This window comes from Paenibacillus wulumuqiensis, from assembly GCF_000971965.1.
Lineage (GTDB): Bacteria > Bacillota > Bacilli > Paenibacillales > Paenibacillaceae > Saccharibacillus > Saccharibacillus wulumuqiensis.
In genome coordinates this window covers 300,256-314,110 of record NZ_KQ040792.1, presented here as the reverse complement: position 1 = coordinate 314,110, position 13,855 = coordinate 300,256, and the positions used below count along the sequence as shown (strand labels likewise).

The following is a 13,855-nucleotide window of genomic DNA, read 5'->3' as shown; positions in this document are numbered from 1 at the left end:
ATATAAAAAAGTTTGTACATGCCCCCTGCTTCGGCTGCCGGATGCGTCTATTCCCTGTTTGATCGCTTCGGCATATCCATCGTAGAAATGCACATACAGTGCGTAGCATAGCGCATTTACGAAAGCGCTATCATCATCCACTATAGACTTGACTTACCTGCTACATACCATTCTGAGGGAGGAACTGTATGAAAAAGAAATGGACCAACATGTTACTGTCTGCCGTACTGCTCGTCGGAGGTACCCTGAGCGCCGCCGGACCGGTGCGTGCCGATGCAGCCAGCGACGCTTCCAACAAGGCGCTGATCTGGCTGGAGACCCAGCAGGATGCCACAGCCGGATTGGCTTTTGACGGGCTGGTGGACAGCTTTGAGGACTTCTGGGGACCGAACAATCCCAAGCAGATCGTCTATACGTATGATCAGGCTGTCGCCGCGATCGCCTTTATCGTCAAAGGGGAACGCGGACGCGCCGAGAAAGTGCTGAACAAGATGCGCGATATCCAGGACCCGCAGGGCTTCTGGCTGAATTCTTACTGGTACAATAACGGCGCTGGTGAAGAGATTCGCAAACATGTCGGTCCGGTCGTCTGGATGGCGATGGCAGCGATGGCGTACGAGAAGCAGTATAATGACACCCGCTACCGTCCGATGGCGCTCAAGGCGCTGGACTGGTCGCTGCAGTATCAGCAGGCCAATGGCGGCGTAGCCGGTGGCTGGAGCGGTTGGACCAACTCCAATGAGCCATGGAGCTCCACTGAACACAACATCGACATTTACCGTGTACTGCAATATTATGCATCAGTTGACTCCTCCAAAGCCGCTTCCTACAACGCGGCTGCCGCCAAAGTCAAAAGCTTCCTCGACAACTATGTATGGGATGAAGCCCACAAGCGCTTCACCGGCGGCTGGAAAAATGATACCGGTCTGATCGATCCGAAGATTCCGCTCGATGTGAATCCATGGGGTGTGCTGGCACTGGGTACAGGCGGCACGCATAACTACGGCGCCAGTCTGGCCTACGTGGAAAATGCCAACGGATCACCGGGCACGATGGACAATCCGCGCTACAAGCAGACGCTGACGTATAACGATGCAGGCAATACGCTGACCGGTTATGACTTTGACTGGACCGATCAGGTGATGCCGGCTCATGACGATAATGGCAACCAGATCGGCAGCACCGGAGCGGATGTATGGTTTGAAGGAAGTGCCTTTATGTCCCTGGCCTACTATCTGCAAGGCAACACCGCCAAAGCTGACGCCATCAATAATGAAATTATCAAAAAGCAGGGAACTTCAGGCGCATCGCTCGGCGGTATCCCTTACTCGCTCAAAGGCACCAGCAACAGCTACTGGGTGATGGCCCAGCAGAACTGCGTCTCCAGCACCGGCTGGCTGATCATGTCCCTGCACCGGTTCAATCCGTTCACCGGACAGTATCTCACCGGCGGCACCACACCTCCGCCTACGACAGAGCCTCCGGTGACGCCACCAACGACCGGTACCGGCAGTGAACACACCACAGCCGACTATACAGCCCGTCTCAGCAGCGTATCCGGTACGGAAGTGCGCATTACATTCAAACCGGTAACGACTGCCAAGTACGTGGATCTGCACTACAAGATCAACAGCGGCGACCAGCAAAATCTGCGCATGACCGACAGTTCCGGCACCTGGAGCAAAAATATTACCGGACTGCGCTCGGGCAGCAAGATCGAATACTGGTTCACTTATGAAAAGTCCGGCCCGCAGTATGATTCACCGCATTACAGCTATACGGTGAAATAAGCCACCGGGCAACAAACCCATCATGCATCCATGCATTTATGCATTCGCCTGTTTGGATGTTGGATGCTTTACAGCGAGTATTCCTTTGGTAGCATTGGCAAAAGACCTCCCTTGTGGAGGTCTTTTTGTGTAGGTACGGATGAAATGGTGACCATTCCGGACCTCCTGACAGCGATTGTTATGGATGGGAGGGTGATGCCGCCACACAGACCACCGGAAGATCTGTCTGTCCTCCCCCGGCAGACTTTGATATACTTTGTAAAATGATTCTTGCACAGCGAACAGGCGGATATACCCGGATACGGTATCCGCTATCTTTTACATATTTCTCCATCCAGAAAGGAAGACACACATGGAACATCTGGTTAATTCATCGGTCAAGGATATTCAGATCAGCGGCATTCGCAAAATCGCCAACGCAGCGGCACAGTACCCGGAAGCGCTGGCCCTCACGCTCGGACAACCGGACTTCCCGACACCATCGCATATTATGGAGGCGGCAGCACGCGCGATGCAGGAAGGGCGCACTGTCTATACCCCCAATGCAGGTATTCCGGCGCTGCGTCAGGCAGCTGCGGACTTTGTGCGCATCAAATACGGCCAGCAGTACGACGGCCCTACCGAAGTGATTATTACCGTGGGCGCCAGTGAAGCGCTGGACGTAACCCTGCGAACGATTATTACGCCCGGTGATGAAGTGATCCTGCCGGATCCTATCTATCCCGGATACGAGCCGCTGATCCGGCTGGCGGGCGGTGTACCGGTCTATGTCGATACCCGCAGCACCGGCTTCAAGCTGACAGCCGAACTGGTGGAGCCGCATCTGTCGCCGCGCACCAAAGCGATAGTAATCGGCTACCCTTCCAACCCGACCGGCCGCGTCATGAACCGCAGCGAGCTGGAGGATATGGCTGCTCTGCTGAGAGAGCGGGACATCTTTGTCATTTCGGACGAGATCTACAGTGAGCTGATCTACGACACGCCGCATGAATCGATCGCCCTGCTGCCGGGCATGCGGGACAAGACGATCATTATTAACGGCGTCTCCAAATCCCACTCCATGACCGGCTGGCGGATCGGCTATACGCTCGCACCGGCCTGGCTGACGGCCCATATGCTCAAGGTCCACCAGTACAATGTGTCCTGTGCCAGCTCCATCAGCCAGTATGCGGCGCTGGAAGCACTGACTCATGGTATTGATGATGCTCTGCCGATGCGTGACGCCTACCGGGAGCGCCGGGATTATGTATATGATCGGCTGATGCACATGGGATTAACACTGGAAAAGCCGGAAGGCGCCTTTTACCTGTTCCCTTCCATCGCCCATCTCGGTCTGCCTTCTATGGAATTCGCGCTGCGTCTGCTCGATGAGGACGGCGTCGCTGTCGTGCCCGGGGATGCCTTTTCCCGATATGGTGAAGGGTATATCCGGCTGTCCTATGCCTATGCACGTCCGGTGCTGGAACAGGCGCTGGATCGACTGGAACAGTTTGTCCAGCGCCTGAGTTAGGCATTCGAGTAATTGTATACCTATACTATTTAAAGCATATTTATGGATGTGAACGGCATTTTGGTGCTGGTCATAGATCCGTAAATATGATTTTTTCGCATATATACTAAGTTTCTTGCTTATTTTTATATTTTAAGCAAATTTCCTAGCATTTCCATCTTTAATCATCGTCGTTTTCTGTCGATAACATATTCATTCAGATAATTAACGGGGGGATCCAATGAATATGATGAAATCTTTATTGCTCAACCAATCTCTAGGCCGCAAGCTGATGTTTTCCTTCTGTGCTGTACTCGTAACAGCACTGGTAGCCTCCAGTCTTGTTTCTTATTTCACTGCCCAGCGCTCGCTCAGCTCGGAACTCATTGACAGCACCACGATCAATGCAGGCACACTGAGTGCAGTCGTTGATAACGATATGCAGCAAAATGTCGATACAGTCAACTATTTCGCCGGCCAGGTTACGCAGAGCGACTATACCAGCGCCAATAGTGCCACGCTGCTGGAACGCTTGGATACGTTTGACAAGGCCACCAGCAAAGTCGAAGGTATCTATGTAGGTACTACTACAGGCGCATTTTTCACTTCCTCGGACTCACCAACCGCTGCCGACTATGATCCAAGACAGCGCCCATGGTACCAGCAAGCTGAAGCCAGTCCCGGCAAGACAATTATTACCAGCCCTTATATTTCTTCCACCACACAGGAGATGACCGTGACTGTCGCCCGGCAGACGGAAGACAAGAGCGGCGTGGTTGGTCTGGATATCAGCATTGCCGCACTGCTTAATATCACATCCACAATCAAGATCGGTGAACAGGGCTACGCATTTATCCTTGCACCGGATGGTACGTATATTTCCCATCCAACAATTAAGATAGGCGAGACCGATACTATTGCCAAGCGAATCATTGGAGAAAACAAACCACAAGGCCATTTCAGTTACGTATTCAACAATATCGACAAGCAGTTGAGCTATACGACCAGCCCGCTGACCGGCTGGAAGCTCGTCGGCAACTTCTCCCAAAGCGAGATTGATGCAAAAGTAAAGCCTATGCTTCACCAGACACTGCTCGTGATGGTTATCGCCCTCGTCGTTGGCAGCACCGTGATCTGGCTGATCACACGCTCCATCAGCAAGCGGATGAACAAACTTGTGCATGTCGCCAATGCAATCAGCGGCGGAGACTTGACCCAGTCGGTTGAAGACAAGAGCAAGGATGAGCTGGGTCGCCTGTCCGAAGCCTTTAACCATATGAACCAGTCACTCGGCTCCCTCGTCGGCTCCATTCAGGATACGGTGAGCGATGTAGTCTCCTCTTCCGAGCAGCTGAATGCCAGCTCCGAGCAGACCAGCCAGGCGACCGAACAAATCACGTCCGCGATCGAACTGTTCTCCTCCGGTGCGGAAAAGCAAAGCCAGAACATGAGCAGCAGTGCCGCCCAGCTGAACGATGTCGCCCGCTGGCTGCAGGAAGTACAGCAGAATTCCCAGTCCCTGCTTGGCCTGTCGCGCACATCCAATACAATGGCAGAGGAAGGCGACCAGCTGATCCGTAAAACCGTTGGTCAGATGGAGCATATTGATCATTCGGTGAATCAGGCCAATGAAGTCGTTAACGGGCTGTCCCAAAAGTCCAACGAAATCTCGAATATCCTGAAAACGATCAATACGATCGCCGAACAGACCAACCTGCTCTCGCTCAATGCCGCGATTGAAGCTGCACGCGCCGGCGAAGCCGGTAAAGGATTCAGCGTCGTCGCCGGTGAAGTCAAAAAGCTGGCGGAGCAATCCCGTCTGTCCGCCCAGCATATCGAAGGACTGCTGCAGGATATCATTCGCGAGATTCACGAATCCCTGTCCACCTTCAAGCAGATTCACCATTCCGTAACCGACGGCCTGACCTCGGTTCAGCAATCTGCGGAGCAGTTCCAGCAGCTCAAATCCAATTCCCACCAGATCTCGTCGAGCCTGCAGGAAATGAATGCACGGGTCGAGGAAGTCAATTCCAACGCTGGTCAGGTCGCCCGTTCTGTCGAAGAAGTAACCGGCATCTCCACCCGCAACACCGAGAGCATGCACGATATCGCTTCTTCTGCCGAAGAGCAGCTGGCTTCCATGCAGGAAATCACCTCTTCCGCCCAGTCGCTCGCTGCCCGCGCAGATGATCTGCAAAAGGAAATCGAGCATTTCAAAATCAAGTAATCGTATAACCGCATAACTATATTCAATCCTTATGTACAGTAAAAAGTCTCCTTTGATACAGGAGGCTTTTTGCTGTTTGCCTGTCAACAACGTTTTCCTATTCCTAATAGAAGACCATCCACCCTCCTTTTGTGACAGTTTATATGACAATAAAGGAATATCGAATCTCCATGCTGGTCTCCATCATATTTCCTCACTGGACAAGCTTTCCATTTTCCCTGATACAAACCGAACGAACCGGTTTATATACAGAGAGAAAGCTTGTTAAATACTGGTTGCAAAGGAGATGTCATCATGGCCAAACAATTAGCGACTCATGAAATGCTCGAAGTACACGAGCTGCTCACTTTTAAAACATCCTGTGTCACCAAAGCGGTAGCGATGCGTGAACTTGTGAAGGATGAAAAATTGAGACAGATCATGGACGAAGATGTACAGGACTCCACCAAAGCAATTGAAGACCTCAAGTCCATCCTGGAAAAACAAAAATAAGGAGGAATTCATTATGGCTTCCAACAGTATGACCAAAGAAATGCTCATGAATGCAACTGCACCACTCGATGATCTGGCGATTGCCACCGATCTGCTGATGTCTGCCAAAGCCGGTGTCCGCAACTATGCGGTAGCCCTGACCGAGACAGCCAGCCCGGGTGTACGCCGTACCCTCAAAGCCCAAATGCAAAAAGCGATCGATCTGCATGAGAAAATCGCCAACTATATGATCGAAAATGAAATGTACCATGCGTACAATATCGAAGAGCAGGTTGAACATGATCTGCAAAAAGCCGATATGGCACTGGAACTTATAAAAAGCAAATCCTAAATCATCTACTGGTAAATGATCGTCCGGAAGCTTGACTGCCTCTGCATTATGCTCTGTATCCAATATGCAGGTATATGCTCAGGCTGCTGCCTTCCATACCAAAAGCCGCACCATCTCCTGTACGGGTACTCCCGGGGAGATGATGCGGCTTTTGACTGTATTTTTCATTTATTCATAAAAGGAGAGCCGGATCACAGTTACTTGGACAGCTCCAGGAAGCCTTCACCGAACACATCACGCACATCATGAATGGTAATAAACGCATTCGGATCTTCCGTGCGTACAATTTTCTTGAGCACGGATACCTCCTGCTTGCTGATCACAATATACAGGATTTCCTTCGGATTCTTGGTGTAATAACCATGACCGGATAATACCGTTACGCCTCGATCCATCACCGTAATGACCTTCTCCGCGATCGCTTCCTGATGGGAAGAAATGATCATGACCGCCTTTTTCGGATTCAGACCCTCGATAATAAAGTCCATCACCTTGGTACCGATATACAGCGCGATAATCGTCAGCATCAGCCGCTCTGCTCCGATAATGAACAGCGAAGAGAACGCCACAATCAGATCGAAGAACAGCAGACCGTAGCTGATATTCCAGTCCAGGTATTTATGTGTAATCCGTGCCAGAATGGCCGTACCTGCCGTCGTACCGCCTGCACGGATAATCAGCCCGATGCCGACACCGACCATCACCCCGGCAAAGACCGCATTGACCACGATCTCATCCGACTCGATACGCCAGCCTTCCGTCAGATGCAGGAATAGCGAATTCAGCGCTACAGCGATAATAGTATAAATCGTACTTGTCTTATCCAGAAACTTGTAACCGATCAGGATCAGGAAAGCGTTAATGATCAGATTGACCAGTCCGGGAGACCATTCAAACAGATAATACAGAATAATCGTTACCCCGGTCACGCCGCCTTCACCCAGATTGTTCGGGATGATAAACAGATTGACCGCCAGTGCAAACAGAAAGGCACCTATCGTGATCAGTACCATATCATAAATACGTTTTTTTATGCTCATGCTTCCATGCTCCTTTAATCATCCGTATCTGTTGGATTAGTGCTGGAACTTGCTCATGCGGAATCCAACCCAAAAAGGATTATGCCGCATAATCCGGGTATCTAACCATTCTTACCCGACAAATGAGTATTGTAAGCCACCGGAGATCAGCAAGTCAAAGCTTTTTTGCGATACTTTGCCTATTCATTTCTGTACCTGATTAACGTTAAAAAGCAGGTTGTTACATGAAAATACATACGGTTTCATGAATATAAGCGACCGAGCCAGCTCGCCTCCTCCCTATGGTCTGTTAGTCTTTCCATTTACCCTCCTGATATCAACCGGGTATCCACCTTCAAAATAATTTTAGACTATTTAGTCCGAATATTATTGACTAAATAGTCTGGAATAGATATAGTGGTCTTATAAGCCTTTGTCCGAGCTGCCCTGCAGCCCCGGCAGAGACCCATTCTATTCCATTTTGGACAGAAAGCGAGGAATTGATTATGACTACCCCATTTATTGCTTCCCCTTCCCAGATGAACCTGCTGAATGAACGTGCGGAACAGGCGCTGACCCTGATGAACAGCTTTGGCTCTCTCCTGCTGGATAACGATATCGAGAGCTGGCTGGACCTGTTTGACGAGCAGATCCGTTTTGAATTCCCTTATGCGGATGAAGGCTACACTCGTCTGCTGGAAGGCAAGCAGGCACTCGCCGCATATATGGCCAGCTTTGACGGCATGATCCGGATGAGCCACTTCAGCACACCGGTCATTCATCAGACGCTGGACCCGGATCTATTCATCGCCCGGTTCGAAGGCACAGGCATCATGCAGGCGACAGGCAAGAGCTATGTACAGGATTATATCTCGCTGGTCGAAGTGAAAAACGGCAAAATCTCGCGTTATCTGGACTACTGGAACCCGCTCGCTGTAGCACGGGCCGCTACGCCGGATGCCGGTCAAGGGGAGGGATGATTATGCAGAGCAACCGTATATTACTGACTGCAGGCAGCGGCAAAACATCTACCCGCATAGCGGAAATGCTGACAGCTCAAGGCTACCATGTACGCAAAGCGATGCGTTCACCGCGTTCCGGTCATCCGGCTGTGCCCGAAGTCCGGTTTGACTGGTATCAGCCGGAGACATTCGCCGCTGCAAGTGCAGGAATGGATACCATCTATCTGGTCGCTCCCGTGATGGATATGCAGCCCGAGAAAGTTATGGTTCCATTTATCCAGCAGGCACTGGCCGGCGGAACGAGACGTCTGGTACTGCTATCGAGCGCTTCGATCGAGGCGGACGGACCGGTATTCGGAACCGTACAGCAGTTTATTATGGAAAATGCGCCGGAATGGACGATTTTGCGGCCATCTTATTTTATGCAGAACTTCACCGAGGCGGCACACGGACATGCCATTCGAACAGGCGCCGGAATTACGACAGCCACCGGCGACGGCAGACTCGGCTTTGTCGATGCGGAGGATATCGCCCGGGTAGCTGTACATGCACTGACCGATAAGCAGCCGCATAATACCGATCATATCATCACCGGACCGGAGTCTCTTAGCTATGGTGAAGCTGCTGCAATTATCAGCCGTCTGTCGGGACTGGATGTACAACATCACCATGTGAGCGAGGAGCATCTGCAGGATCTGCTGCTGACTGCCGGTATGCAGCCGGATTATGCACGCTTCTTTGCCGGACTGGATACACGTATCCGCACGGAAGGGATCGAAGATCAGGTGACCGACACCGTTCTGCGAGTGACTGGACAACCTCCCCGTTCACTGGAAGACTTCATCCGTAACAATCTGCACTGGTATGCGCCTGTTCCCCAGTAAGATAGCATTAGACAGAAAAGAAACAGAGGGCAAATAACCGAATGAAAAAATACTTTGAGTATAAAAATCGTTCAAACCAAAAAGGTCTCCAAAGCTGCTACGCTTTGGAGACCTTTGTTATATTGCTCATCAGGCACGATGACTTCGTAACACCGACAAAGCAATCTTTGTTATGCTGCGTAGCTGCTGCTCATTCGCTCCCGCCTTGGCCGAGAAAATAAGACCCATTCGCTCATGAGCGAGATAGCGCGCCAGCTCCTGCAGATCAAATGCCGTAGACAATTCACCTTCATCTGCCGAACGCTGCAGCAGTTGATACAACCCCTGTTCGATCTGCTCCGTGTTGCTCTGCAAATACTGCCGCAGCTCTTCATCCTGGGGTGCCTGCTCGACCGCACTGCTAATAATGAAGCACTGCTGTGCCAATTCCGGATCGACCAGCGCCCGGATCATCACATCAAAAACATGCTCCAGCTGCTCGATCGCACTGCCAGGCTGGTTCAGCAGCTCTGCCATATCCTCAGTCTTGCCATCCATATAGTGCTTGACCGCCATGATGAACAGATCGCGCTTGGTGCCATACGTATCATACAGACTCTGCCGGGCAATCCCCAGCTCCTGCAGCAGATCCGGCAAAGTAGTGCCTTCATAGCCGGTACGTCCAAAAGTTTTCATGGCCCGCTGAAGCACCGCCGTTTTGTCAAAAGCTTTGGTTCTCGCCATATCTGTGTCCTCCTTCCGCTCGCTCTGTTTTTCCATCGATCATTTTAGCGGCTAGTCTTACTCTGCCGCTGCCGATTTCCAGCTAAAATAGTCCGTAACCGTCCGTACCGCCACGTCAATCGCATCCTCGCTCGGCTCCAGCTTGCTGTGGTGCAGTCCATACGGCGTATCCACGCCGAGCCAGAACATGAAGCCCGGAATCTGCTCCAGAAAATACCCGAAGTCCTCGCCGGTCATCGCTTCGGTGCACTCCACGAGCTGCACATCCGATCGTCCGGAAAGCCACTGCATAAATTCGCCCGTCAGTCCGGCTTCATTATATACCTGCATATAATTGGAGCCCCAGTCGATCTCCGCCCGGCATTCGAATCCCGCTTCGATCCCGCGCACCAGTGCCTGAATACGCGATTTGACCAGTACCATGGTCTCGGCAGACAGAGTGCGGATCGTGCCTTCCAGCCGGGCACGTTCGGCGATGATATTTTGCTTGGTTCCGCCCTCGACCTTGCCGATCGTCACTACCGCCGAATCCAGCGGATTCACATTGCGGGCGACGATGCTCTGCAGCTGCCCGACCAGCTGACAGCCGGCGACCACCATATCATTGGCCCGGTGCGGATAGGCCGCATGTCCGCCCATACCGATCAGGTCGATGAACAGCTCGGACGTATTGGCGAACAGAATGCCCGGTCTCGTCGCAATCGTACCTACCGGATACTCCGGCGCCACATGCAGTCCAACGATCTGCTCTGGCATCCAGTCAGCCAGCTCTGCACTTTCCAGCATCGGCTTGGCCCCGCCCGGTCCTTCCTCGGCCGGTTGGAAGATCATGACCAGATCATCCTGCATCCGCTGCCCGGTGAAATGTGTCAGGATGCCCAGCCCAATCGTCATATGCAGATCATGTCCGCAGGCATGCATATAGCCGGGATGCTCGCTCTGGAAATCATAGTTCGTCTCCTCGGCGATCGGCAGCCCGTCCATATCGGCACGGTAACCAAACCGGCGCCTTGGCGATGTACCGTGCACATAGACCAGTATGCCGGTTTTCCAGGTGCGTACCTCGATATGCTCCTGCGGCAGTGTCGCTATGTAATCCAGCAGGTAGCGCTGGGTTTTGAATTCCTGAAAGCCCGCTTCCGGCATCCGGTGCAGGTCGCGGCGGATCGTAATCAGTGATTGAGTGGTCATTCGATGCGGCTCCTTTGTAAATAGGGTCATAATCCATATTGATATGACAGATCCGGCCGCTGCCGGAACCATTGCCATGTTAAAAGTCTACCTCTTTTGCACACTGTCTTCCAGCGATTGCAGCACTGTACGGCAACTTTTCGTTTTGTAGTTTCTATATATATATTTTCTATATAATATGCAAAGAAGGCTGTCACAGATTACCATGACAGCCTTCTTAGTATATATCGGTTCACTGCTGTAAGGCTGCGACCGCTGGCACATCTGTGCCGCTCTGTCATCCATCATGTGACGGCATGAGCCAGTTTATGATGCCGTACCAACAGCGAGAGTATCCGGATTACAGAGTACGCAGATCCTGCAGAATCTCTGTTTTGGATTTCGTTTTGTCGTCGACCTGTTTGATCACGCGTGCAGGCGTTCCTGCAACTACGGAGAATGCAGGCACATCCTGGGTTACGACCGCGCCAGCTGCGACAACTGCGCCTTCACCGATGCGTACGCCTTCCAGTACGACTACATTTGCACCGATCAGTACATCGTCTTCCACAACAACCGGCTGTGCACTTGGCGGCTCGATCACGCCGGCCAGGACGGAACCTGCACCAATGTGACACATTTTACCGACCTGAACGCGTCCGCCGAGGACAGCGCCCATATCGATCATCGTACCTTCACCGATTACGACGCCGATGTTGATAACCGCGCCCATCATGATAACTGCATTGTCGCCAATGGATACCATTTCACGGATAAATGCGCCCGGCTCAATGCGTGCGTTGATGTTCTTCATGTCCAGCAGCGGGATCGCGGAGTTACGACGGTCGCTCTCGATGACGTGGTCTTCGATCTGTGCACTGTTCTCGCTCAGTACACCCTGGATATCGGCCCAGTCTCCGAAAATAACACCGGTGTTACCGGTAATGAATGTCTGTACGCCTTCCGGGAAAGTCAGTCCTTCCAGTTGACCTTTGAGGTAGACTTTGACAGGAGTTTTCTTTTTGCTTGTTTTGATCAGGTTAATAATTTCGTGCGTGTTCATCTCGGTAGACATGTGCAGATGACAGCTCCTTTTTCTCAAATAATCGTGCTCCCGTATGTAGATCCATGACGGTGCCTGTATTCATATCCGATGGCCTCAGCCTTATGTGAATATGTGGGTCTAAAGCAGTTCCTTGCCGGAACTACATCATTTATAGCATACATCAAGGATCGCCCGCAATTGATCCATGATATTTACACCAAATGTTTATACAGATAGTACATAATCTTGTTTCATTTATATAACAAAAGTCCGGAAACGGCGAACTCCCAGCTGATCCGCTTGAGCTGCAGTGTACCAAAATGCATAGGTTTAATATGGGATTGGGACATATAGTAGTGAAAAATGAATAAGGAGAATAGACATGAAGCTGCCAACCATCAAACCCGGATTTTTCAGATTGCTGCTGCTTTTGCTCACTCTCGTACTTATCACCATTCTGATACCTTACCTGCACTGGCAGCAGCGTTGGAAAGAAGACCTGACCACACTGCGGGAGCAGTATGTCCATAAAGATATCCACCTAAATCATCATCCCGATCAAGCAGATCTATTCGATCGGCGAATCGATGCGCTGATGAAGCGACTGCCTTACTATTATCCCGATAATGATCGGGTAAAAGTCAGTCTTCTGCAGACGCTGACAGAGGTAGGCCATCTGCATAACTCAATGGGTTTCAGTCAGACAACCATACTGCCCTTCCGTCTATACTGGCAAAATGAAAAACTGTATGTTACAGCCGCTTCTGCTCCCTATCGGCAGGTCATGTACAGGGAGTTAATTGAGATCAATGGTCGCCCGTTGGCTCCCTTAATCAGACAGCTGCGGACGGTTATCCCCCATGATCAGGAGCAGGATTTACGAGCGCTTATTCCTTTGTACATACTAATACCGGATATTCTGCACGGCTTGCAGTGGATCGACGATGGGTCTGCAATTTCGCTCACCTTTTCCGGTGTGAACGGCTCCAGGATTCCCCTTACCGTTCGCCCCATACCGGTATCCGCTGCTGCCCGTAATCTGGAGCCGGCTGCACAATCAACCTCTGTCTTACCGGAGAAAAAATCTCCCAATTACAGCCTTGCTTCATTTGCCGGGAAACATGCCCTTTATCTGGATTACAACACCTGCACAGAAGACCTGAATTATCCTGTAAATCAGCTGATGCTTGACATGCAGGACAGTATTCACAATCTGGATGTCAATAGACTGATAATCGATCTAAGAGGCAATTCCGGCGGAGATGAAAGCCTGTTTAATCCTTTGTTCGCCACCCTGCAGAGCATTCCGCAGCTCCATCATCGGGTAATCGTTCTGGTCGATCGCCAGACTGCCTCATCCGCTCTGCTGCACGCCGTCACACTGCATGACGAACTTCATGCTGTCACAATGGGAGAACCGGCTATGGGCAGCCCTAATTCACCTGGAGATATATTGCCTTTTACCCTGCCCAACAGCCAGATCACCGTGTATTACTGCACACAGGAGTTCCGGCGTGCCGCCTATTCCGTATTGAAGCCCGATATTCCGGTACAGTATACGATTGAGGATATGCAGCAGGGGAACGATCCTGTACTCAACGCTGCTCTGCACTATACCTTCCTTTCCAGGAGTTGAATAATTAAGCAGATTTCAGCATAAAAGAAGCCGAAGCCAGCAGATGTAACTGCCAGCTCCGGCTTGCTGTTGTTCTTCCTGCAATAT

At 51.3% G+C, this 13,855-nt stretch carries 12 protein-coding genes; 8 read left to right on the top strand and 4 right to left on the bottom strand.

Annotation, left to right across the window (positions count from 1 at the left end; translation table 11 throughout):
• The first annotated feature begins 188 nt into the window (after positions 1 to 188).
• The 5 genes from WH45_RS01350 to WH45_RS01330 all read left to right on the top strand — a co-directional run bounded on the left by WH45_RS01350 (position 189) and on the right by WH45_RS01330 (position 6,329).
• Positions 189 to 1,790, top strand: a complete 1,602-nt coding sequence (locus WH45_RS01350) for a chitinase (protein ID WP_046212589.1) — start codon at positions 189 to 191, stop codon at positions 1,788 to 1,790.
• Between the two features lie 352 nt (positions 1,791 to 2,142).
• Complete coding sequence (locus tag WH45_RS01345; protein ID WP_046212588.1) at positions 2,143 to 3,300, top strand: aminotransferase A; 1,158 nt, start codon at positions 2,143 to 2,145, stop codon at positions 3,298 to 3,300.
• A gap of 226 nt (positions 3,301 to 3,526) precedes the next feature.
• Positions 3,527 to 5,506, top strand: coding sequence for a methyl-accepting chemotaxis protein (locus WH45_RS01340; protein WP_162198434.1), 1,980 nt, complete (start codon positions 3,527 to 3,529; stop codon positions 5,504 to 5,506).
• A 294-nt stretch (positions 5,507 to 5,800) separates the two neighbouring features.
• A complete protein-coding gene (locus WH45_RS01335) occupies positions 5,801 to 5,998 on the top strand; it encodes a hypothetical protein (protein ID WP_046212586.1) in 198 nt (65 codons plus the stop codon).
• A gap of 13 nt (positions 5,999 to 6,011) precedes the next feature.
• On the top strand, positions 6,012 to 6,329 hold the full coding sequence (locus tag WH45_RS01330; RefSeq protein ID WP_082096484.1) for a spore coat protein: 318 nt from the start codon (positions 6,012 to 6,014) through the stop codon (positions 6,327 to 6,329).
• Between the two features lie 197 nt (positions 6,330 to 6,526).
• Here the strand turns inward: WH45_RS01330 and WH45_RS01325 are convergent, their stop codons facing one another.
• Complete coding sequence (locus WH45_RS01325) at positions 6,527 to 7,363, bottom strand: YitT family protein (RefSeq protein ID WP_046212909.1); 837 nt, start codon at positions 7,361 to 7,363, stop codon at positions 6,527 to 6,529.
• A 491-nt stretch (positions 7,364 to 7,854) separates the two neighbouring features.
• Between WH45_RS01325 and WH45_RS01320 the strand changes: the two genes are divergently transcribed.
• Both WH45_RS01320 and WH45_RS01315 read left to right on the top strand, forming a co-directional pair.
• Entirely contained in the window at positions 7,855 to 8,328 is a 474-nt protein-coding gene (locus tag WH45_RS01320; RefSeq protein WP_052723562.1) for a nuclear transport factor 2 family protein, read from the top strand.
• A gap of 2 nt (positions 8,329 to 8,330) precedes the next feature.
• The gene (locus WH45_RS01315) at positions 8,331 to 9,194 is read left to right on the top strand and encodes an NmrA family NAD(P)-binding protein (RefSeq protein ID WP_046212585.1); all 864 of its coding nucleotides are present in this window, start codon (positions 8,331 to 8,333) and stop codon (positions 9,192 to 9,194) included.
• Between the two features lie 129 nt (positions 9,195 to 9,323).
• On the opposite strand, the gene WH45_RS01310 is transcribed toward WH45_RS01315, so the two are convergent.
• The 3 genes from WH45_RS01310 to dapD form a co-directional block, all read right to left on the bottom strand.
• Positions 9,324 to 9,917, bottom strand: coding sequence for a TetR/AcrR family transcriptional regulator (locus WH45_RS01310; protein WP_046212584.1), 594 nt, complete (start codon positions 9,915 to 9,917; stop codon positions 9,324 to 9,326).
• A 57-nt stretch (positions 9,918 to 9,974) separates the two neighbouring features.
• Complete coding sequence (locus WH45_RS01305) at positions 9,975 to 11,108, bottom strand: N-acetyldiaminopimelate deacetylase (RefSeq protein WP_046212583.1); 1,134 nt, start codon at positions 11,106 to 11,108, stop codon at positions 9,975 to 9,977.
• Between the two features lie 340 nt (positions 11,109 to 11,448).
• Positions 11,449 to 12,162 (bottom strand): 2,3,4,5-tetrahydropyridine-2,6-dicarboxylate N-acetyltransferase, encoded by a 714-nt coding sequence (gene dapD, locus WH45_RS01300; protein WP_046212582.1) that lies wholly within the window; start codon positions 12,160 to 12,162, stop codon positions 11,449 to 11,451.
• A gap of 352 nt (positions 12,163 to 12,514) precedes the next feature.
• Here dapD and WH45_RS01295 point away from each other — a divergent pair, with 352 nt between their 5' ends.
• A complete protein-coding gene (locus tag WH45_RS01295; protein ID WP_046212581.1) occupies positions 12,515 to 13,768 on the top strand; it encodes a S41 family peptidase in 1,254 nt (417 codons plus the stop codon).
• Positions 13,769 to 13,855: the final 87 nt, after the last annotated feature.

Coding starts and splice junctions, on each gene's coding strand:
- WH45_RS01295 (WP_046212581.1), top strand. CDS start 12,515: ATGAAGCTGCCAACCATCAAACCCGGATTTTTCAGATTGCTGCTGCTT.
- WH45_RS01315 (WP_046212585.1), top strand. CDS start 8,331: ATGCAGAGCAACCGTATATTACTGACTGCAGGCAGCGGCAAAACATCT.
- WH45_RS01305 (WP_046212583.1), bottom strand. CDS start 11,108: ATGACCACTCAATCACTGATTACGATCCGCCGCGACCTGCACCGGATG.
- WH45_RS01345 (WP_046212588.1), top strand. CDS start 2,143: ATGGAACATCTGGTTAATTCATCGGTCAAGGATATTCAGATCAGCGGC.
- WH45_RS01310 (WP_046212584.1), bottom strand. CDS start 9,917: ATGGCGAGAACCAAAGCTTTTGACAAAACGGCGGTGCTTCAGCGGGCC.
- WH45_RS01350 (WP_046212589.1), top strand. CDS start 189: ATGAAAAAGAAATGGACCAACATGTTACTGTCTGCCGTACTGCTCGTC.
- WH45_RS01330 (WP_082096484.1), top strand. CDS start 6,012: ATGGCTTCCAACAGTATGACCAAAGAAATGCTCATGAATGCAACTGCA.
- WH45_RS01340 (WP_162198434.1), top strand. CDS start 3,527: ATGATGAAATCTTTATTGCTCAACCAATCTCTAGGCCGCAAGCTGATG.
- dapD (WP_046212582.1), bottom strand. CDS start 12,162: ATGTCTACCGAGATGAACACGCACGAAATTATTAACCTGATCAAAACA.
- WH45_RS01335 (WP_046212586.1), top strand. CDS start 5,801: ATGGCCAAACAATTAGCGACTCATGAAATGCTCGAAGTACACGAGCTG.
- WH45_RS01320 (WP_052723562.1), top strand. CDS start 7,855: ATGACTACCCCATTTATTGCTTCCCCTTCCCAGATGAACCTGCTGAAT.